The organism is Halarcobacter anaerophilus (assembly GCF_006459125.1).
GTDB lineage: Bacteria > Campylobacterota > Campylobacteria > Campylobacterales > Arcobacteraceae > Halarcobacter > Halarcobacter anaerophilus.
In genome coordinates this window covers 2,411,618-2,433,895 of sequence record NZ_CP041070.1, presented here as the reverse complement: position 1 = coordinate 2,433,895, position 22,278 = coordinate 2,411,618, and the positions used below count along the sequence as shown (strand labels likewise).

20 protein-coding genes are annotated in these 22,278 nt (G+C 30.2%); all 20 read left to right on the top strand.

What is annotated here, in order from left to right; translation table 11 throughout:
- Nucleotides 1-44 precede the first annotated feature (44 nt).
- Entirely contained in the window at nt 45-1,859 is a 1,815-nt protein-coding gene (locus AANAER_RS12125) for a hypothetical protein (protein ID WP_129082120.1), read from the top strand.
- 282 nt (nt 1,860-2,141) lie between these two features.
- A complete protein-coding gene (rpsL, locus tag AANAER_RS12120; protein WP_044417465.1) occupies nt 2,142-2,516 on the top strand; it encodes a 30S ribosomal protein S12 in 375 nt (124 codons plus the stop codon).
- Between the two features lie 16 nt (nt 2,517-2,532).
- Nucleotides 2,533-3,000, top strand: coding sequence for a 30S ribosomal protein S7 (gene rpsG / locus AANAER_RS12115; RefSeq protein ID WP_129082119.1), 468 nt, complete (start codon nt 2,533-2,535; stop codon nt 2,998-3,000).
- A 15-nt stretch (nt 3,001-3,015) separates the two neighbouring features.
- Nucleotides 3,016-5,124, top strand: a complete 2,109-nt coding sequence (fusA, locus tag AANAER_RS12110) for an elongation factor G (RefSeq protein WP_129082118.1) — start codon at nt 3,016-3,018, stop codon at nt 5,122-5,124.
- Nucleotides 5,125-5,259: 135 nt separating this feature from the next.
- The gene (locus AANAER_RS12105; RefSeq protein WP_129082117.1) at nt 5,260-6,975 is read left to right on the top strand and encodes a hypothetical protein; all 1,716 of its coding nucleotides are present in this window, start codon (nt 5,260-5,262) and stop codon (nt 6,973-6,975) included.
- Between the two features lie 8 nt (nt 6,976-6,983).
- Complete coding sequence (locus tag AANAER_RS12100) at nt 6,984-7,853, top strand: NAD(+)/NADH kinase (protein WP_129082116.1); 870 nt, start codon at nt 6,984-6,986, stop codon at nt 7,851-7,853.
- On the top strand, nt 7,854-9,395 hold the full coding sequence (locus tag AANAER_RS12095; RefSeq protein ID WP_129082115.1) for an AAA family ATPase: 1,542 nt from the start codon (nt 7,854-7,856) through the stop codon (nt 9,393-9,395).
- A 137-nt stretch (nt 9,396-9,532) separates the two neighbouring features.
- On the top strand, nt 9,533-12,421 hold the full coding sequence (locus tag AANAER_RS12090; RefSeq protein ID WP_129082114.1) for a cache domain-containing protein: 2,889 nt from the start codon (nt 9,533-9,535) through the stop codon (nt 12,419-12,421).
- A gap of 106 nt (nt 12,422-12,527) precedes the next feature.
- Entirely contained in the window at nt 12,528-13,847 is a 1,320-nt protein-coding gene (locus tag AANAER_RS12085; protein ID WP_129082113.1) for a peptidase U32 family protein, read from the top strand.
- Nucleotides 13,848-15,152: a glycosyltransferase family 9 protein gene (locus AANAER_RS12080; protein WP_129082112.1), complete on the top strand. Its 1,305-nt coding sequence runs from the start codon at nt 13,848-13,850 to the stop codon at nt 15,150-15,152.
- A 40-nt stretch (nt 15,153-15,192) separates the two neighbouring features.
- On the top strand, nt 15,193-15,687 hold the full coding sequence (gene purE, locus AANAER_RS12075) for a 5-(carboxyamino)imidazole ribonucleotide mutase (protein ID WP_129082111.1): 495 nt from the start codon (nt 15,193-15,195) through the stop codon (nt 15,685-15,687).
- Nucleotides 15,687-15,920: a glutaredoxin family protein gene (locus tag AANAER_RS12070; RefSeq protein WP_044417474.1), complete on the top strand. Its 234-nt coding sequence runs from the start codon at nt 15,687-15,689 to the stop codon at nt 15,918-15,920. The genes purE and AANAER_RS12070 overlap by 1 nt, the downstream gene beginning before the upstream one ends.
- 1 nt (nt 15,921) lies before the next feature.
- Nucleotides 15,922-16,806 carry a glycine--tRNA ligase subunit alpha gene (gene glyQ / locus AANAER_RS12065; RefSeq protein ID WP_129082110.1) on the top strand — a complete coding sequence of 295 codons (885 nt, stop codon included), beginning with the start codon at nt 15,922-15,924 and terminating at the stop codon, nt 16,804-16,806.
- Between the two features lie 3 nt (nt 16,807-16,809).
- On the top strand, nt 16,810-17,565 hold the full coding sequence (locus AANAER_RS12060) for a Nif3-like dinuclear metal center hexameric protein (RefSeq protein ID WP_129082109.1): 756 nt from the start codon (nt 16,810-16,812) through the stop codon (nt 17,563-17,565).
- Complete coding sequence (locus AANAER_RS12055; protein ID WP_044417477.1) at nt 17,558-18,280, top strand: zinc ribbon domain-containing protein; 723 nt, start codon at nt 17,558-17,560, stop codon at nt 18,278-18,280. The genes AANAER_RS12060 and AANAER_RS12055 overlap by 8 nt, the downstream gene beginning before the upstream one ends.
- Nucleotides 18,280-19,431, top strand: coding sequence for a lipid IV(A) 3-deoxy-D-manno-octulosonic acid transferase (gene waaA, locus AANAER_RS12050; RefSeq protein WP_129082108.1), 1,152 nt, complete (start codon nt 18,280-18,282; stop codon nt 19,429-19,431). Before AANAER_RS12055 ends, waaA begins: the two co-directional genes overlap by 1 nt.
- Complete coding sequence (locus tag AANAER_RS12045) at nt 19,432-20,181, top strand: RluA family pseudouridine synthase (RefSeq protein ID WP_044417479.1); 750 nt, start codon at nt 19,432-19,434, stop codon at nt 20,179-20,181.
- Between the two features lie 150 nt (nt 20,182-20,331).
- Nucleotides 20,332-21,693, top strand: a complete 1,362-nt coding sequence (gene ffh / locus AANAER_RS12040; protein WP_129082107.1) for a signal recognition particle protein — start codon at nt 20,332-20,334, stop codon at nt 21,691-21,693.
- An 86-nt stretch (nt 21,694-21,779) separates the two neighbouring features.
- A complete protein-coding gene (rpsP, locus tag AANAER_RS12035; RefSeq protein ID WP_044417482.1) occupies nt 21,780-22,010 on the top strand; it encodes a 30S ribosomal protein S16 in 231 nt (76 codons plus the stop codon).
- Between the two features lie 20 nt (nt 22,011-22,030).
- Nucleotides 22,031-22,270: a KH domain-containing protein gene (locus AANAER_RS12030; RefSeq protein WP_129082106.1), complete on the top strand. Its 240-nt coding sequence runs from the start codon at nt 22,031-22,033 to the stop codon at nt 22,268-22,270.
- Nucleotides 22,271-22,278: the final 8 nt, after the last annotated feature.

Genomic DNA, 22,278 nt, shown 5'->3' with positions numbered 1-22,278 from the left:
CTAATAGTTTGATATTATAATTGAGTTAATAAAGGAAAATGTAAATGGCTATTGAACTTGATAATATAGAATTAACGTATAATGCACAATTTTATGCATTAAATAAAAGTCTATCAAATAATTTAGTTAGTAAGGTTTTTAAACAAATTAAAAATGAAAAAAAAACATCACTTACTAATGTTCCAATCAATAAAAATATTAGAAATAATATTAGAAGAAAAGATGTATATGTTTCTGCATTAGTATATTCAACTGAAAAAAGCCCTTCCTTTATTAAAAATGTTTCTGGTTATAGAGAAAAGAAGTATTCGTATATAGTTTTAGTAGAAATGAATAATATGCTTGTTGTCTCTAAATTAAATGCACCTGATATGGGAAAGTATTTTCCTAAACATATAAAATATTTAGCTCATGAGGAAATAAATACAGTATTTTCTAATGATGAACCAGTTTTTAATAAACTTAATACATCATCAACATCATTAGTTGATATAGGTGTTAGAACTGCTAATTATGAAGGTAATGATTTAAAAAGTGCTTTAAATTCTTATGGAGTTCAACAATCAATTGCAAATTCATATAATGTTAAAACGAAAAGCTCTGAATTTGATGATAATTCAGTTAATCCTAACACTAGAAGAATTAAAACAAAAGGAAAAAGAACTGATATAAGAAGTTTTATTGAATGGGCAGAAAAAATTATTGTTAAAATGAACCAAACTAAGAAAAGTACATTTTTAGATTCATTTGCTGCACCAATTGATTATGAACAAATTAAAAAAAATAAACTATCACCAGTTGGAGTTTTATTAAGAACTGAATCATTGGAAGATAAAATTTATAATGGAGATGGAAATTATGAATTAAAATATAAAAAATCTGATAAAAAATATCTTACTATTAAACACAGTAGATTTAGAAAAGTTATAAATGAAGCAAAATATTCTTTTACAATTAGTAATAATCAATTTGAATTAAATAAATCAACCATTGAAATAAAAGCACTGGATAATAAACTGAAATTAAAGTCTGATGATTTTAGAAAAATTTATCTTTTTAATGTAAATTCTAAAAGACCTCAAAATATTGAAAGTTATTTCAATTCAAAAGGAGATTTTTCAATAATCTTTCAAGACCCTAAATATATTTATAATAAACATCAACTATATTTTGATAAGGGAATATTAAATAATATTGAATCTTTATTACAAATAGTTGAACCAAAAGATTACCTTGAGGATGTTATTAACGAAAAGTTATACTCAGATAATGAAAAGAAGAAAATTGATAAAACAATAACGTGTTTTGATGAAAAAACATTGTTTAATATGGTAGAGAAAAAAGTCTATGATGAAGGACATCTTATCTGTGATGATTTGGGAGATGAATGGGCTGACCATATACACTGTAAAATACATGATACATCACCAGAAATTTTATTTTATATTTCAAAACATGGTGAAACATCTACTAAGGCATCAAGTTTACATGATGTATTAGGTCAGGTTAGTAAGAATATAGGTAATATAAAATTTGATAAAGAAAAATTTGAAGATAAAATTAAAACTTGGAATAATAATTGGTCTGGAACTAAGATAAATAGATTACGTTCGGATGAAAAAGATTGGAATAAAGTGCTAGATGATGTAGAAAAATTAATAGTTAATCCTAAAACTGTTAGAACACTATGTGTTGTGACTACATTATTGTCATATAAACAATTGAAACAAGAATTAATTGATTTTAGAGATGGAAAAAATAAACAGAAACATTTATCGCAGTTGATATGGTTCCTCGCATCTTATGTGAATGCTTGTAAGATTAATGAAATAAAGCCTAGAATATTGTGTAAACCATGATTTTATGATAATAAAGATTTATAATTATATAAAAAGGTATGTATAATAATAAGTTGTATTTAAGTTTAAACTAAGTATAATCACGAACTTTTTTAGAAAACACTCAACGTTTCTCTAGAATGGTAGTATCGTTTTGATTATGCAACTTTGCATATGTCATGGCGTCATTGGGACGTAACGAGAAGCCTGAGCCGCTTTAAAGCTCAAACCACGTATTAGAGAATCTATATGATTCATTTATTATAACAAATAGACTCTCTATAAAAAAAATAAAGGGAAAGAATGCCTACAATCAATCAGCTTGTTAGAAAAGAGCGAAAAAAGGTGATTAAAAAATCTAAATCACCAGCATTAAAAGAATGTCCACAAAGAAGAGGTGTATGTACAAGAGTATATACAACAACTCCAAAAAAACCTAACTCGGCTTTAAGAAAAGTTGCTAAAGTTAGATTAACTACAGGATTTGAGGTTATCTCATATATCGGTGGTGAGGGTCACAACTTACAAGAACACTCTATTGTATTAGTTAGAGGGGGAAGAGTTAAGGATTTACCTGGGGTTAAGTATCACATCGTTAGAGGTGCTTTAGATACTGCTGGTGTTGCAAACAGAACTGTTGCAAGATCTAAATATGGTACTAAAAGACCTAAGAAATAAGTAGAAGGATAAGACAATGAGAAGAAGAAAAGCTCCTGTTAGAGAGATTATGGCTGATCCTATCTACAATAGTAAAGTGATCACAAAATTTATTAATACTGTTATGTTAGATGGTAAAAAATCTACAGCACAAAAAATTATGTACGGTGCAATTGCTAACCTTGATTCAAGAGGTGAAGATAAAGGAATTGATCTTTTTGAAAAAGCAATTGAAAATGTAAAACCGCTTTTAGAAGTAAAATCTAGAAGAGTTGGAGGGGCAACTTACCAAGTTCCTGTTGAAGTAAGAGCTGTTAGAAGACAAACTTTGGCTTTAAGATGGATTGTAGATGCTGCTAGAAAAAGAAACGAAAGAACTATGGTAGAGAGATTAGCTAACGAATTATTCGAAGCTGCTAATGACAGAGGTGCTGCATTCAAGAAAAAAGAAGACATGCACAGAATGGCTGAAGCAAATAAAGCATTTGCTCACTACAGATGGTAATAGGAAACTAATAATATGGCAAGAAAAACACCACTTAACAGAGTTAGAAACATTGGTATTGCTGCACACATTGACGCCGGTAAAACAACAACTACAGAAAGAATTTTGTTTTATACAGGTGTATCTCACAAAATCGGTGAGGTTCATGACGGTGCTGCAACAATGGACTGGATGGAGCAAGAGCAAGAAAGAGGTATTACAATTACTTCTGCTGCTACAACTTGCCACTGGCCTCACCCAAAAACAAATGAAGATCTACAAATAAATATAATTGACACTCCGGGACACGTTGACTTCACTATTGAAGTTGAAAGATCAATGAGAGTTCTTGACGGTGCAGTAGCTGTATTTTGTTCAGTAGGTGGAGTTCAACCTCAATCTGAAACTGTTTGGAGACAAGCAAATAAATATAGAGTACCAAGAATGATATTCGTTAATAAAATGGATAGAACAGGTGCAGATTTTTATATGGTTGAAAAACAAGTTACTGAAAGATTAAAAGCTAATCCTGTTCCAATTCAATTACCAATCGGTGCAGAAGAAGATTTCCAAGGTGTAGTTGATTTAGTAAAAATGAAAGCTATCGTTTGGGATGAAGATGCTGCAATGGGTTCTCACTATCACGTAGAAGAGATTCCTGCTGATATGTTGGAAAAAGCTGAAGAGTATAGAGAAAAAATGATTGAAGCTGCTGCTGAATCTTCTGAAGAGTTAATGGAAAAATACTTTGAAGAGGGTGACTTAAGTGAAGATGAAATCGTTGCTGGATTAAAAGCAGGATGTTTATCTATGACAATCACTCCTATGACTTGCGGTACTGCATTTAAAAACAAAGGTGTTCAAACATTACTTGACGCTGTTGCTATGTATTTACCTGCTCCAACAGAAGTTGCTGATATTAAAGGTGAAACTCAAGACGGTGAAGCTGTAATTGTTCCTTCAAGTGATGAGGGTGAAGTTGCTGCACTAGCGTTTAAAATTATGACTGACCCTTTTGTTGGACAGTTAACATTCGTAAGAGTATATAGAGGACAATTAGAGTCTGGAACTTACGTGATGAACTCTACAAAAATGAAAAAAGAGAGAATCGGTAGACTTCTTAGAATGCACTCAAATAACAGAGAAGAAGTAAAAGCACTTTATGCTGGTGAAATCGGTGCAGTTGTTGGTCTTAAATCAACAATCACAGGGGATACATTAGCATCTGAAAAAGATCCTGTAATTCTAGAAAGAATGGACTTCCCGGATCCTGTTATCTCTGTTGCAGTTGAACCAAAAACTAAAGCTGACCAAGAAAAAATGGGTATTGCTTTAGGAAAACTAGCAGAAGAAGATCCATCATTTAGAGTTGCAACTGATGAAGAGTCTGGACAAACTATTATTTCAGGAATGGGTGAGTTACACCTTGAAATTCTTGTTGATAGAATGAAAAGAGAATTTAAAGTTGAAGCAGAAGTTGGTGCTCCTCAAGTTGCATATAGAGAAACTATTAAAAACGAGATTAAAAACGAGTACAAATATGCTAAACAATCAGGTGGTAAAGGTCAATACGGTCACGTATTCTTAGATATTAAACCATTACCTGCAGGATCTGAAGATAACTTTAAATTCAACAACGAAATTAAAGGTGGGGTTGTACCAAAAGAGTATATTCCTGCTGTTCAAAAAGGTTGTGAAGAAGCAATGGCTGGAGGTATCTTAGCCGGATATCCAATGGTTGATATTGAAGTTACGCTTTTTGATGGTTCTTACCACGACGTTGACTCATCTGAAATGGCGTTTAAACTTGCAGCTTCAATGGGTTTCAAAGAGGCTTGTAGAAAAGCTGAAGCACAAGCAGTTATCTTAGAACCTATTATGAAAGTTGAAATTGAAACTCCTGAAGAATATATGGGAGATGTTATCGGTGACGTTAACAAAAGAAGAGGACAAGTTCAATCTATGGATGACAGAGCAGGTGTTAAACTAGTTACTGCAATGATTCCATTATCTGAAATGTTCGGATACTCTACAGACTTAAGATCTATGTCTCAAGGTAGAGCAACTTATTCTATGCTTTTTGATTCATATCAAGAAGTACCAAAAAATGTTTCTGATGAAATTATCAAAAAAAGAAACGGTTAATTAAATAAAATTAACTAACTCAAAAGAGATATACTTTGAAGTATATCTCTTTTTATTATATTTAGATAAATTTTTAAATCCTTTTTTAAATTACTATTTGATAAAATCTTGCTTATATCAATTTAAGAGAAATTAATGCAAATAATTAAAACTCTATCTATTTTAATTCTTACTGCAACTGTACTATTGGCATCTGCAAAAGATGATATATTTTTTGTAGAGGGTGCAAATAATATTCAAAAGCAGACCTTGGAAGATGAATTTTTGAATCCAAAGAGCAAAGCATATACTCTTTCAATTGCTACTTTAAATCTTGATTCTACAAATCCATATGAATATTTCAAAAAAAATAATCTTAAAAACGTATTGGCATATAAATACGGGAAAAACAGAAAATATGCAAAAGTTCTTTTTGGAGTATTTAAAAGTCAAGAAGAGGCAAAAGCTTCAATCAACAAATTGCCTTCAAATATAAAGAGGAATTCCCCTTATGTTTCAAAAATATCAAGACAGCAGAATTTTTTTAATAAAAGTTTGAAAGATGCCCAAACAAAGAGTGAAAATAGTAATTTAAAAAAGCTTGACGAGTTAATTTATATCTCAAACACAAAAGATGCCAAAGATTTAAAATCCGAGTTTTTTAATGAAAATTCAAAATATTTCTCTTTATCAATCGCAACAGTAAATTTAAAAAGCAACACCATAAAAAACTTTTTTAAAAAAAATGGAATAGAAGATAAAGGTCTTGCACATATTTATGGGAAGAACAGAGACAAAGCAAGAATTATTTACGGTCTTTACAAAACAAGAAAAGAGGCAACGGAAGCAATAAAAAGTTTAAACAAAGCATTAAGGGCAAATAAACCTTTTGCTATGAAAATGGCAAAATTCCAAAGCTTTTATAAAAAGAGTCTTCCTAAAGATTTAGAGAAAGAGAAAGAAAAAAAAGTTATACAAAAAAAAGAGTCTAAGAAGCCTATAGAGATTAAACATCAAATAGGTATGCAAATGCTTATAGAAGATAAAAACGAAGAAGAACAACCGGAAAAAGAAGATAAAAATCTTCAAGCAAAATCTTCTATATACAAAGACTTGTATTTTTTTGAAACTAAAAAAAACAAACACAGCATTAAAAAAGAGTTTTTAAACGATAAAACAACTTTTTATACGATAGATTTCGGAGAATTGGATTTATCAGAAGTCTCAATAAAAGATTTTTTAAATAAAAACGGTTTGAAAAACAATGTTTTAGCCTATAAATACGGAAACAAAAATGAGTATGCCAGAGTACTCTACGGAGCTTACGAAACAAGAGAAGCTTCAAATGATGCAATAGAAAAATTAAATTTTCCCGATAGAGGTTTAAGAGTAATTAGCATAAAAAATCATCAGATTCTTTATAAAATACAACATAATCAGCCAATAGGAGATAAAGTTGAGATGAAAAAGAGTGCTAAAGATTTAGAAGAACAAATTTTTTATACTCAAAACGGAAAAAAGAATATACTGAAAAAAGAGTTTTTTGATAAAAAAACCGATAAATATACGATTACTTTAGTAACACTGCCTAAAAAAGATATTGAATTAGATCAATTTCTTGCAACTAACGGTTTAGATAATAATACACTTGTTTATGCAATAGGAAGCGATAACGGATTTTATAGATTTCTTTACGGAGTTTATGATAATTTTACAAAAGCAAAAGATAATTTAAAAACATTAAATACAAACTTAAAAAAGAATAGACCTTATGTCTCAAAAATCAAGACAAATCAAGAGAAGTTTGAAAGTTATAATGATAGAAAAATAGAAGATTATATTAACAATGCTTCTGAAATAAAGTTTAAGTAGGAGAAGAATTGAAGCTTACAAAAAGTGCTGAAAAACTAAAAACAATAAAAAAAGCCGGAATAATATTAAAACCTGATTCTCCTGAACTAAAAGAGGAGTTTCTAAAAATAAGAGACTCTTTTTCTTCTCACAAAATCGATTTTATTTTAGAAAAAAACAGTGCTTTAATGATTGGTTCAAAAAAAGGAGTAGAACTAAAAGAGTTGTGCAAAAAAGTAGATTTTTTAGTATCTATAGGAGGAGATGGAACTTTACTCTCCGTTGTAAGAAACTCTTTTGAATTTTCATTGCCTATTCTTGGTATTCATATGGGAACTTTGGGATTCCTGACTGATGTTTTAGTCGAAGAAGTGGATAATTTTCTAAACGATTTTATAAAAGGCAATTATAAAATGGACAGCAGAATGCTGGTTGAATGCCATGTAAACGACAAATGTTTTGTAGCTTTCAATGATATAGTAATATCAAGAAAAACCGTCTCTTCAATGATAAAAATCAGAGCCAAAATTGATGATATCTCTTTTAATACCTATTACGGAGACGGAGTTATTATTTCAACTCCTACAGGTTCAACGGCTTATAATCTTTCAGTTGGAGGACCTATTGTTTATCCTCTAACCGAAGCTTTTATTATAACTCCCGTAGCTTCTCACTCTTTGACTCAAAGACCTCTTGTTATGCCTGCTGATATAGAAATAGAGTTTAAGATAAAAGATTCTCAAGGAGCAGTTTTATTAATAGACGGACAAGATACTTATGAAGTTGACAATGAAACTATAGTAAAATTTAAAATAGCAAATAAAAAAGCTAAATTAATACATCAAACAAAAAGAGATTTTTTTAGAGTATTAAACGATAAATTAGGTTGGGGAAATTAGTTGATAAACAGAATATATTTAAAAGAGTTCTTATCCTTTAAAGAGGTAGATTTAGAGTTAGATAAAGGTCTAATCGTTTTTACAGGACCTTCTGGTGCCGGTAAATCAGTTTTGATGCAATCGATTTTATCTCTTTTTGCAATTACCGAATGTAAAGCAAGTTTAGGTGAAGTAACGCTTAGCAATCTAGATATTCAAGAAGATAGTTACGGAATTGATAAAGGTGATGAAATAACCATAAAAGAGATAAAAAAAGATAAAGTAAGATATTTTTTGAACTCTCAAACTATTTCTAAAAAGAATTTAAATGCTTTTTCAAAAAGCTTGATAAAACATCTGCATCTAAAAGATACAAGTGATTTTGAATCTTCAAAACTAATAGGCTTTTTAGATTCTCTTTGCTCTAAAGAGAAAAAAGAGTTTAATGAAATTAAAACTTCATTTGATGAAAATATCCAAAAACTTTTTAATATGGAAAAAGAGCTACAAAAAATAAAAGAGGATGAAACAAAATTAGAAGATTTAAAAGAGTTTGCCAAATTTGAGATTGAAAAGATTGCTTCTGTGAATCCTCAAGTAGGTGAATATGAAGAGCTAAGCGAGATAAAAAAAAGATTGTCGAAAAAAGAGAAAATCCAAGAAGTAATAGAAAATGCAAGTGAAATCTTCAATTACACCTCTTCTGTAAACACAGCTTTAGAACTTTTAAATGAAGAAAGTACCTTTTTTGATGAAACGGTAAATGAACTAAATAATATCTTTGAAAAGTTTAACGACTCTTTATTAGAACTTGAAGAGTTAGATATAGAAAATGTACTTGACAGAATAGAAAAACTTTCCTCTTTACAAAAAAGATTCGGCTCTATACAAGAAGCTTTGGACTATAAGGAAGAGAAACAAAAAGAACTGGACTCTTATGAAAATATCTCTTTTGAAAAAGCTGCATTGGAAAAAAATATAGAAAAACTTTCACAAAGCGTAAAAGAAGAAGCTTTAAAAATAAGCTCTTATAGAAAAGAGTACAGTCAAATTTTAGAAGGAAGAATCAACCACTATCTAACATATCTTTATTTATCAAATGCAAAAATCAAATTAAAAGAGAAAAAACTTGATAAATCAGGAATAGATGAAGTGGTATTTGAATTAAACGGCGTAAATCTGGAAACTATAAGTTCAGGAGAGTTCAACAGATTAAGACTTGCTCTTTTAACTTCAATTAGCGAATTTGATATTATAGGAAACGGTATTTTGTTTTTAGATGAGATTGATGCAAACCTAAGCGGTAAAGAGAGTTCGGCTATTGCAAAAGTATTAAGCAAACTCTCTGAAAATTATCAGATTTTTGCAATCTCTCACCAACCCCAATTAACTTCTACGGCAGATTTACACTTTTTAGTTGATAAAAAGAACGGTTTATCAACAGTAAAAAAACTTGATGAAAAATCAAGAGTAGATGAAATAGCAAGAATGATAAGCGGTGAAAATATTACGGAGGATGCTTACACTTTTGCAAAAAATCTTCTAAATGAAAAAAAGGTTTAACTCTTTTTTTTCATTTAATTTCCCTTTTTACACAAAATTAAGAAAGAAAAAATAATAGTTGCATTTCTTTAAAGAATCTTGACTTTGGCATATATACAGTATATAATATATACAAAATAATAAAGCGGGGTTGGTTTATGTTTAAGAATATGTCTATAAAAGCTAAGATACTGCTAATTTCTCTTATGGCAATTTTAGTAGTCTCAATTTTGATTTCAGTGGAATCAATTTACTCTATTAAGAAACTATCAAAAGAGAAAATAGAGAACTTTAAAGAAGAAGCATATGCTAATAAAGAAAAAGAGTTACAAAATTACGTCTCTTTAGCTCTAAAAACTGTTGAATCATATTATGCAAGAACTGCTATTGATAAAATAAAGCTTGAAGTTCAAGAAGATTTAAAATCTCAGTCAAAATTTTTATTTTCTATTTTAACTTATGAATATAATAAAAATAAAGATATTTTGAGTACAAATGAATTAAAAGCAAAACTTATTGATATTATTAACGGTACAAGATACGGTAACCACGGTTATTTTTGGGTTAATGATATAAATGCGGTTATTGTTATTCATCCTATAAAACCCCAATTAAACGGGAAAGATTTATCTGAATATAAAGATAAAGGCGGCAAAAAAATATTTACGGAATTTGCAAATGTAGCAAAAAGCAGCGGTGAAGGTTTTGTTGATTATGTTTGGCCTAAACCCGGTTTTGAAAAACCGCAGCCTAAAGTCTCTTTCGTAAAATTGTTTGAACCTTTTGGCTGGGTAATCGGAACAGGAGAATATGTATCTGATGTTTCGGCAAGTTTGAAAAAAGAGGCATTAAGATCAATTTCAAATATGAGATACGGGAAAAACGGATATTTCTGGATAAATGATTCTCATCCGAATATGATTATGCATCCTTTTAAACCGCAACTTGACGGAAAAGATATCTCAGGTGTAGCAGACCCTGAAGGCAAACATCTTTTCGTAGAGATGGCAAAAATTAGCAACACCGACAAAAAAGGCGGATTAGTAGAATATATGTGGGAAAAACCGGGCAAAGATAAACCTCAAAAAAAGTTTTCATATGTACATAGATTCGCTCCGTGGGATTGGATTATAGGAACAGGTGCATACGTAGATGATATTGAAGATAATATTTTAAAAATGCAAGAACAAACAAATGAAGAGATAAACGATATTATAGTTTTTATTTCTGTTTATACACTTATTTCGATTTTAATCATATATTTGATTTATTCATTCTTAGTAAAAAGAGCTATTATTGCTCCTTTAGATGACCTAAACAGTGCTATTAAAGCGGTATCTTCGGATTCTTCAAGCAATAAACAAATAGAGAAAAAATCTGATGATGAGATAGGTAAAGTAGTTGACAGCTTCAACGGATATATTAAAAAACTTCAAGACGGCTTTGAAGAGGATGCCAAAGTTATAGAAGAGGTTGAAGATGTTATTCAAAAAGTAAATAATGGATTCTATGTATATAAAGTACAAAAAAACTCTTCTAATCCTTTAGTTCAACAGTTAAAAACTTCAATAAATACAATGATTGAAGGAACAAACCAAAAACTAGAAGAGATAAACAAAATATTAATCGAGTACGGAAACAGCAATTTTGACTATAAACCTGCAAATGTGGATCACTCAAATTCAAACGGAATAATAGGATCAATTTATACAAGCAGCAGACTTTTAGGAGGTACTGTATCTGAATTCTTGGCAATGATTACTAATACGGGAGAAAAATTAGATAGCGATACGGGAGTATTATCTTCTTCTTCATCTAAATTATCAACTTCGGCAAATGAACAGGCAGCTTCATTAGAAGAGACGGCAGCCGCTGTTGAAGAGATTACTTCTATTATCAAATCAAGTAATGAAAAAGTAAATAGAATGTCAATTTTGGCAAATGATTTAAGTAATTCTGCAAAAGAGGGTGAGAACTTAGCTTCTAAAACTACAAAAGCTATGGAAGATATTGATGAGCAGGTAAACTCAATCAATGAAGCAATAACGGTAATTGACCAAATAGCCTTCCAAACAAATATTCTTTCACTAAATGCAGCAGTGGAAGCGGCAACGGCGGGTGAAGCAGGAAAAGGCTTCGCTGTAGTTGCACAAGAAGTAAGAAATCTTGCAAGCAGAAGTGCTGAAGCTGCAAAAGAGATTAAAGATTTAGTTGAAAATGCAACAAGTAAGGCAAATGAAGGTAAAGCAATTGCCGATAATATGATTAGCGGTTATTCAGACTTAAACAGTAAAGTAAATGAAACAATAGGGCTTATATCAGATGTAACAAGTGCAAGTAAAGAGCAAGAAACAGGAATCGTGCAAATTAACGATGCGGTGAACTCTTTAGATCAGGCAACTCAAGTAAATGCGTCATCTTCAACACAAATAAGTACTTTGGCAAATGAGGTTTCTAGTCTTTCAACAAATCTTTTAAATATTGCAGACAGAGCAAAATTTAATTTGGATAAAAGAAAAGAGATTTGCGATATTGATTTGGTTTTTAAAATAACAGAGCTAAAAAATGATCATATAAGATTTAAAAATGAGAACTTTGCAAAAGTAGGAACTTTTGAGAAATGGGAAATATCTAGTTCAAAAGATTGTAATTTCGGAAAATGGATTGCTGCACAAGAGAGAGAAGAAAAAGATTTTACTAAAGCTTCAATTTGGCAAAATATGAAAGAGTTACATGCAAAAGTTCATAATACAGTTGGAGTTTATGTTAACTTAAATGCACAAAAAGCATCAAATAGCGAACTTGAAAGAGTATCAAGAGAGATAGAAGATTCAACGAAAAAACTTTTTGAAGTAATGGATAAAGTAAAAGTAGAAAGATGCAAAAATTTAAAACAAGAACAAGAAGAGAATAAAAAAAGCAGCTCAAATAAAGAAAAACAAAACGTTGTTAAAGTAAAAAAAGATAATACCTCAAAACAGGAGATAAAAAATAAAGAAGAGATATCTTCAAATCAAGAGGGAGATGATGAATGGGAGAGCTTTTAAAAGCTCTTCTTTTTAAGCTAAACTTTTCTTAATAAAAATTAACTAACTTTTATGAAAAACTCTTTTATAAAAAAATTTGATATAATTGCGATTTTAAAGGAAAATAATGGGTAATAAAAAAATCGAATTACTGTCACCTGCCGGAAATTTAGAAAAATTAAAAATTGCTTTTAAGTATGGTGCAGATGCAGTCTACGGCGGAGTCAGTCACTTTAGCCTTAGAATTAGAAGCGGTAAAGAGTTTAGCTATGAATCTTTTAAAGAGGGAATAGACTATGCGCACTCTTTGGGTAAAAAAGTTTATGCAACAATAAACGGTTTCCCTTTTAACTCGCAAATAGAATTATTAAAAAAACATATTATCAAAATGGCTGAATTAAAACCTGATGCTTTAATTGTAGCAGCCCCCGGTGTTGTAAGACTTTGTAGAGAATTGGCTCCTAATATTCCGATTCATCTATCAACACAAGCAAACGTAATGAACTATTTAGATGCACAAGTATATTATGATATGGGTGTTAGAAGAATAATTGCAGCAAGAGAAATCAGTTTAAAAGATGTAAAAGAGATAAAAAAACATTTGCCTGATATGGAAATAGAGATATTTGTACACGGTTCAATGTGTTTTGCATATTCGGGAAGATGTTTGGTCAGTGCAGTTCAAATGGGAAGAGTTCCAAACAGAGGAAGTTGTGCAAACGATTGCCGATTCCAATACACTTTATATGCGGCAAACGAAGATCACAGTACACTGTTTAGACTTGAAGAAGAGCCTGGAGTCGGAACATATATTTTTAATGCAAAAGATATGAATTTAGCCTCTCATGTGGATGAAATTTTAAGTTCAGGTGCAGTTGATTCTATAAAAATTGAAGGAAGAACAAAATCTCCATATTATGCAGCTGTCACGGCTTATGCTTACAGAGAAGCGATTGATGATTTTTATGCAGGCAAATTTGATGCAGAAAAATATCAAGAAGAACTTGCAACTACCAAAAACAGAGGTTTTACCGATGCTTATTTAATTCACAGACCTTTTGAAAAAAATGATACTCAAAACCATGAATATGCTTTAAGTAAAGGAAGTTTTGAAGTAAGCGGTTTAGTAACCGAAGATGAAGAACATTTTTATTGTAAATACAAAACCTATCCAAATGATGAGATAGAAATTTTTGCTCCTTTAAACTCTGAAATAAAAGAAGTAGACAATGAAATAGGAAAAATTTACAAAAAAGATGATGGAAAATATTATGTAAGTTTTAAAAAGATTCTAACTGAAACAAACAAAGAGTTAGAGTCTGTTCACAGCGGAAATACAAATAAAATAAAACTTCCGGGAAAATTACCTTATTTAACTATGTTAAGAGTGGAAAATATGGAATTTGAGCAAAAAGAAAGCTGTATGTCAGGCGGTTGTAGCGATTAAATGGTTATTTTTAGAGCAGCAGAAAATATAAATATTAAAACAACTGACGGAACTTTAATAAAATATAGCAAATTAAAAAATCCATCAAACCTGTTTAATGAAAATATTTATATAACTACTCTTGAAGATTTTCAGGACTTAAAAAATGTATTTTCTAGCGTCGGTAAAAAATACAAAGCAAAAGTTATTGACGAAGCAAGAGTTAGATACTTAAGTCAATTTCCCAAAGAGTTAGGAATATCAAACTTAAATGAGTATTCCATAACTCATAATTTAGATTTTAAATATAAACAATTCTCTTTTGCAGGTATTAAAGAAGAGATTAAATCTTTGTATCTAAATGAGAAAAAAACAGATATAAATAAACAGTTAGAAGGTTTCTTTAAACAAGACATCACTCTTGCAATCTTAGGTAATTTAGGACTTACGATATCTGAAATGATTTGTGCTTGTACGGCTTTAAGAATTTTACATAAAAAATTGAAAGCAAAATTTAAAAATGTAAAAATTGATATCTACTTAAATGCCTCTGAAAACAAATATTTTTCAAGAGATAAATTAATTTTTGCAAATCAAACTTTTATAAACAAAGTAGGGGCTTTAAGTATTGACGTAAAAAAAATTTGTGAATATGATTTTTTTATTGATGCTAGTTCTGTTACAAAAAGAAGTTATTATGAACAGCTCCCTCATATAGATGCCTGGCTATATAAATTTGGAATTGATTATAAAAGTATTCCTAAAACAGAAAAATATAATATTATCAATCTTCAAATGTATAGACCAAAAGATGAATTAAAAAAGAGACTGGACTCTTTAAAAACAAAAGGGAAAACAATTCTTTTTCATCCTTTTTCGGCAAATATAACAAAATCTATTCCAAAAGAGATTGCAATTTCACTATTAAAAGAGTTAATTTTAAAACTTCCTGATTATACAATCGTCTCAACATTAAAAATTGATTCAAAAATTGATGAAGACCGATATATCGATTTATCAAACTTTTCAAAATCATTTTTAGATTTTGCGTATATTGTTTCAAATATGACGAAAATTATTACGGTAAATACTGCTACATACCATATTGCCGAAGCTTTTTTTATACCCACAGTTGTTATTTTTACAAACAGCAATAAAAAAGAGTCTCCTCATAACTATGAAACTTCAAAAGCAATATATGTAGAAGATAAATCAAAAAATTACAGCCAGTTTATATTTGAAAATGATGCTTTGATTTTCCATAAATTTGACGGCTGGAATAATCTTAAAGCTTCAAAGATTATAAAACTGTTAGAAACTTTTTGATATAATCACCCATTTTAAAAAAATAGAATAAGGGATAAAAATGAATTTTGTATCTATTATCATGGGAAGTAAATCTGACTATGAAGTTATGAAAAATTGTGCAAATACTTTTGAAAAATTTGATGTAAAATATGAAATGATTGTCTCTTCTGCTCATAGAAGTCCTGAAAGAACAAAAAACTATGTAAAAGACGCTGAAGAGAGAGGTGCTGTTGCATTTATTGCAGCTGCAGGTATGGCTGCACACTTGGCAGGTGCCTTGGCTGCGACAACAACTAAACCCGTAATAGGAGTTCCTATGAAAGGTGGAGCAATGGATGGTATGGATGCTATGCTTTCAACTGTTCAAATGCCTTCAGGTATGCCTGTTGCAACAGTTGCATTAGGTAAAGCAGGGGCAGTTAACTCAGCTTATTTAGCAATGCAAATTTTGGCAATCACAGATAAAGAGTTGGCTGTAAAATTAAGAGAAGACAGATTAGTTAAAGCTAAAGCTGTAGAGTCTGATTCAGCTAGTATAGAAGTAAGACTATAATGAAACAAGTTGCACTATTTACACTACCAAAATGTAAGTGGTGCAATGAAGCAAAAGCTTATTTAAAAGCAAAAAAGATTAAATTCAATTTAATTGATCTTTCCACAAACAAAAAAGCTTTAAATGATTGTAAAAAGCATGGCTGCAGCGGTGCGCCTGTAGTTTTAATAGAGAATCAGTGGATTTGTGGTTTTGACAAAAATAAAATAAATAAAGCATTAGGAATAAAATAAGATGGTAACATTTTCGGAAATTCTATTAAAATTACAACAATTTTGGGCTGAACAAGGGTGTAATATTGTTCAACCTTACGATATGCCGGCAGGTGCGGGAACTTTTCATCCGGCTACGCTTTTAAGAAGTTTGGATTCGACTCCTTGGTCAACGGCTTATGTAGCACCGAGTAGAAGACCTACAGACGGACGATACGGAGAGAACCCAAATAGACTAGGGGCATATTATCAGTTTCAAGTTTTAATCAAACCAAGTCCTGATAATATTCAAGATTTATATTTGAAATCTTTGGAATTTTTAGGTCTTGATTTAAGCAAACACGATGTTAGATTCGTAGAAGATAACTGGGAATCTCCAACCTTGGGTGCTTGGGGTCTTGGTTGGGAAGTTTGGCTTGATGGTATGGAAGTTACCCAGTTTACTTATTTTCAACAAGTAGGCGGTATTGCTTGTGATCCTGTTGCAGTTGAAATAACTTACGGAACAGAAAGACTTGCTATGTATCTTCAAGGAGTAGATTCTGTTTATGATATTGTTTGGAATGAAAATAAATTAGGAAAAACAACATATGCAGATGTTCACAAAGAGGGGGAATTTGAGTTCTCTACTTATAACTTTGAAGTAGCAAATACAGATATGCTTTTTAGACATTTTGATGATGCTTTTAACGAGTGTAAAGTTTGTCTTGAAAAAGCTTTGCCTCTTCCTGCTTATGATCAATGTATGTTAGCTTCACATGCTTTTAATACACTTGATGCAAGAAAAGCAATCTCTGTTACGGAAAGACAGAATTATATTTTAAAGGTGCGAGAATTAGCTCAAGGGTGCGCAGTACTGTATAAAGAGCAAGAAGAACAAAGATTAAAAAGAGTTGGGAGAGTATAATTTATGAAATTAAAAGAGATTTATCAATACTTAGATAAGCTTTCACCTTTTGAACTGCAAGAAAAATGGGATAACTCGGGACTTCTTGTAGGTAATTTGGAAGATCAAATCAAAAAAGTATATATCTCTATTGATTTAGATGAAGAGATTTTAAAAGATATTGAAGAAAACTCTTTAATTATAACTCATCATCCTCTTATTTTTTCTGCTTTAAAAAGAGTTAATTTTGATACCTACAGTACAAAATTACTGAAAATTTTAATTCAAAAAAATATTGCATTGATTTCTATGCACACAAATATAGATAAAACACATTTAAACAGTTATGTGGCTAAAGATATTTTAGGTTTGGATGTAATACATAGTGAAGAGTTTATATGTTATGCCGAGGTAAACGATAGTTTTTCAAACTTTGCAAATAATATAGCCGAGAAACTAGGATTAAAATATCTAAAATATGTAAAATGCAGTGAAAAGGTAAAAAAAGTTGCATTAGTAACAGGAGCAGGAATGTCTTTAATAGATGAAGTTAAAGCCGACTGCTTTATAACAGGAGATATAAAATATCATGATGCAATGGAAGCAAAAGCTAGAGGTATATCTTTAATAGATATAAGACACTATGAAAGTGAAAAACACTTTAGTGTCCTATTATCGGCACTTATAGAAGAATATTTGAAAAAAAATGAATTAAAAGCTATAATAACAGCTTCAAAAAATCCATTTAAGTTTTGTATACAAGGAGAAACGGTTGAATAAATATTTACAAGATTTAATAAAGCTATCTAAGTACGATAGTATTATTAGTATGTTTGAACCAAAAATTGAGAATGAAAAATCAAAATTGTCAACTTTTGTTGAAGTTGCGGAGTCAATCAAGTCACAAATTAATGATACTTATGCACAAATTGATGATGTTAAATCTAAAAGAACAAAAAACAATATTCATCTAGCTGAATTAAAAACAAAGTTAGAAGATATTGCTAGAAAAAACAGTGAAATAACAAATGAAAAAGAGTTAAAAGCTCTACAATTAGAAGAAGAAATTGCAAAAGAACAAATCTCTTTTGCCAATGAAGAGATTATCAGACTTGATGAAATAGCTGCAGCAAAAGAAGAAGAGTTAAAAGAACTACAAGCAAAACTTGCAGAAGAAGAGGACTCTATTAAAGAAATTAAAGTATCAGTTGATGAAGCAATAGAAAAAATCAATGAAGAGAGAAATAAAGTATCTCAAGAAAGAGCTGAACTGTTAGAGACTTTTGATAAAAAAATCTTAACTTTCTATCAAAAAATCAGAAGATGGGCAAAAGACACAGCTGTTGTTCCTGTAAGAGACCAAGCATGTTATGGATGCTATATGAAAATTAACGACAAAACTTATTCGGAAGTTATAAAATCTGAGGAAATTATTAATTGTCCTCATTGTGGAAGAATTTTATATAAAGAAGAAGAAACTGCTGAAGAGGCTTAATATTGAGCCTTTTTAGTATAGTTTACTATTTATTAGCCTTAATAGTATATATTTTGGCTCTCCCTTTTTTATTTTTAAAGTTAAGAAATCCAAAATACAAAGTAGCAATCCCATCTAAATTCTTTTTTAAAGATAACCCCCCTTTTGAAAATTCAGGGTTGTGGTTTCATACTTGCTCTATGGGTGAAACAAAAGCTATAAAACCTATTGTAGATAGTTTTAAAAATGAACAGATTAATATTTCAGTAATTACAAATACAGGTTTTGATGAAGCAAAAAATCTTACAAAAAACAGAAGATATCTGCCTTATGAAATATTTCTGCCTTTTTGGATAAACAGACAAAAAGCTTTAGTCGTGATGGAAGCTGAACTTTGGTATATGCTCTTTTTATTTGCAAAAAAAAGAGGAGCAAAAACTATATTAATAAATGCAAGAATATCTGATAAATCTTATAAATCATATAAGAAATTCGCTTTTTTTTATAAAAGAGTATTTAAAAATATAGATAAAGTTTTTGCACAAACACAAATTGATAAACAAAGATTGCAAGAGCTTGGAGCAAAAGAGGTAGAAGTAATCGGAAATATTAAATTAGCTCAGCTTCCGCAAGTTACAAAAGAGTTAAAAAAAGCCGATGATATTTTAATAACGGCAGGAAGCACTCATGAAAATGAGGAAAAACTGATTTTAGATGCCTATTCAAGAAAATTTGGAAAACTTGTAATTGTGCCAAGACATCCCGAAAGATTTGAAAAAGTTGATAAACTGATAAAAGAGTATGCAAAAAAAATGAATTTAACATATCATAGATTTTCTCAAAAAGAGGATTTTGATTCTGATATAATATTAGTTGATAAATTAGGCGAACTAAATAATATATATGCAGTTTCTGATGTGGTGATATTAGGCGGAGCTTTTGAAAAAATAGGTGGACATAATCCTGTAGAACCTGCATATTTCGGTTGTAAACTAATAAGCGGGGAACATATCTTCAATCAAAAATCACTTTTTGAGTGTGTAAATGATTATGTAATAATAAAAAATGACGAATTAAAGAGTACATTAAATAATATTAATAAAATTAAAAAATCATCTTTAGTTCAAAAAGGCGATGTAAAGCCTATAATAGATGAATTAAAAGGTATATAAATGGCAGCATATGAAAAAGCTTATAAAGTTTTAGCAAAACAAGAGGGAATCTCAAATTCAAAAGCAAAAGAGTTAATAGATAAAGGTCTAGTAAGAGCTCAAGGGAAAAAAGTCGTAATTGCCAGAGGAGAAATCCCCGAAGATACGAAATTTACCGTAAAACAAATGGCAAATGTAAAAGTAATTTTTGAAGATGATGATATCTTGGCTTTAGATAAACCATGTTTTATGACAAGCGATGAAGTTGCACGTAAATATCCAAAATGTATAATGTTAAACAGACTTGACAAAGAGACAAGCGGAGTTATGCTTTTTGCAAAAAATGAAGAGTTTCAAAAAAAAGCCATAAAAGAGTTTAAAGAGAATAGGGTATATAAAGAGTATGTTGCAATTGTTGACGGTAAAGTGATTGAAACAATAGAAATTGACAAACCAATCTTGACAACAAAAGATAGAGGAATGGCAAAATCAAAAGTCGATAAAAAAGGTAAAGCTGCTAAATCGACAATCTACCCTATGTTTGTAGAAGGGAAAAAATCAAAAGTAAAAGTTATTATTGATACGGGAAGAACTCATCAGATAAGAGTTCATTTAAATTATGCGGGATTTCCTATTATAGGAGATGCAATATACGGCAAACCTGTATCAAATATAAATAGAGTTCTTCTTCATTCAAAAAAAACTAAAATCTTTGATTATACTTTTGAAGCACCTGAACCAAAAGAGTTTAGAGTGTTTGACTTTAATTAAAAATTAAGTTTAAAAAAGATTATAAATCCCAATATTTGGGATTTTAGTAAAACTTGAATATTAAATAAAACTTAAAATACACTATATTTAAACTTACTTAAAGGTTATAGTAGATAGAATCCACAAAATTTAATAAAAGTGGAGTTTATTTTGTTTGATTCAATAACCGGTTCAATTACCAATGCAGTAAATAAAATTAGACATAAAGATGATGTTGCTTCTTTAAAAAAAGCAATAACAGAACTGAAAAAATCACTTCTTAAAGCTGATGTTCATCATAAAACAACAAAAGATCTTGTTACTGCAATTGAATTAGAAACAAAAAGATTGGGTATTGGTCATGATTCATTTTTAAAAGCTCTTAAAGATGAATTAACGAAAATATTAACAACAACAGGGAATCAAGGTTTTGTATTCTCAAACACTCCTCCGACAGTAGTGTTAATGACGGGACTTCAAGGTTCGGGTAAAACAACTACAACAGGTAAATTGGCAAATTATTTAAAGCTTAGAAAGAAAAAAGTTTTAGTTGCAGCAGCAGATTTACAAAGATTGGCTGCGGTTGAACAATTAAAACAAATTGCTGCTCAAATTGAAGTAGATATATATTTTGACGATAATGAAAAAGATCCTGTTAAAATCGCTCTTGCAGCAAAAGAAAAAGCAAAAAAAGAGTTTTATGACGTTCTTCTAATAGATACGGCAGGTCGGTTAGCAATTGATGAAGAGCTTATGAAGCAGTTAAAAAAGGTAAAAGATTCAGTAAATCCAAACGAGATTTTTTATGTTGCAGATTCTTTGACCGGTCATGATGCAACTAAAACTGCAACTTCATTTAAAGAACAAATAGGTATTGACGGTGTTATTTTATCTAAATATGACGGGGATACTAAAGGCGGTGTTGCAATTTCAATTGCAAATCAAGTTGGAGTACCTTTAAGATTTATCGGTACGGGTGAAAAAATGCCTGACCTTGAAGTTTTTATTCCCGATAGGATTGTTTCAAGACTTATGGGTGCAGGTGATATTGAAGGGCTTGCAGAAAAAACCGCTGCGGTAATTGATGAGAAAAAAGCTAAAGAAGTAACTAAAAAAATCAAAAAAGGTGAATTTAACTTTAATGACTTTTTAGAGCAATTAGCAATGATGAGTAAATTAGGTTCTATGAAATCTATTATAGGTATGATCCCCGGGCTTTCTCAAATGGCAGGACCTATAAAAGATATGGATTTTGAAAACTCTGATGAGATAAAAAGAATTAAAGCATTAATAGGTTCAATGACTTTAAAAGAGAGAGAAACTCCAAGTCTGATGAATCCGTCAAGAAAAAGAAGAATCGCAAAAGGATCGGGTTTGTCAGAAGCACAAGTAAACAAAATATTAAAACAGTTTAAAAATGCTTCTAAAATGGCAAAAAAACTTTCATCAAAAGGTGGAATGAAAGGGCTTCAAAATATGATGAAGCAAATGCAAGGTGCAGGTGGTCTGGGAGGACTTAACTTACCTAGATAGAGCAAAACTAAATTAGTATTGAGTTGTAAACTTGGATTTTAAGAGTTTAGAATTCAATACTAATAAGATAATAAAAAGGAAAAAAAATGACAGTAATTAGATTGACAAGAATGGGAAGAAACAAAAAACCATTTTACAGAATTGTTGTAACAGATTCAAGAAAAAGAAGAGATTCAGGTTGGATTGAATCAATTGGTTACTTTAACCCTGTATCTGAACCAAAAGTATTAAAACTTGATGAAGAAAGATATAACTATTGGGTAAGTGTTGGTGCAAAACCTTCAGAAAAAGTTAAAAAATTAGCGGCACAAAAGTAATTATATTATAAAATAACAACATGATTACAAATTTTATAGAAAGTTATGCAAAACTAATTGTTAGTAAGCCTGAAGAAGTATCAATATCAACGCATAAAGTAGATGAAACATTTACTGAAATTACAATAAAAGCAAATAGTGCGGATATAGGTAAACTAATAGGCAAAAACGGAAACATGATTAATGCTTTAAAAACTATGGCTAATGGTTGTAAAGCAAAAGATGGTGTGTCTTATAAAATACAAGTTCTTGCAAATTAATTTTCAAC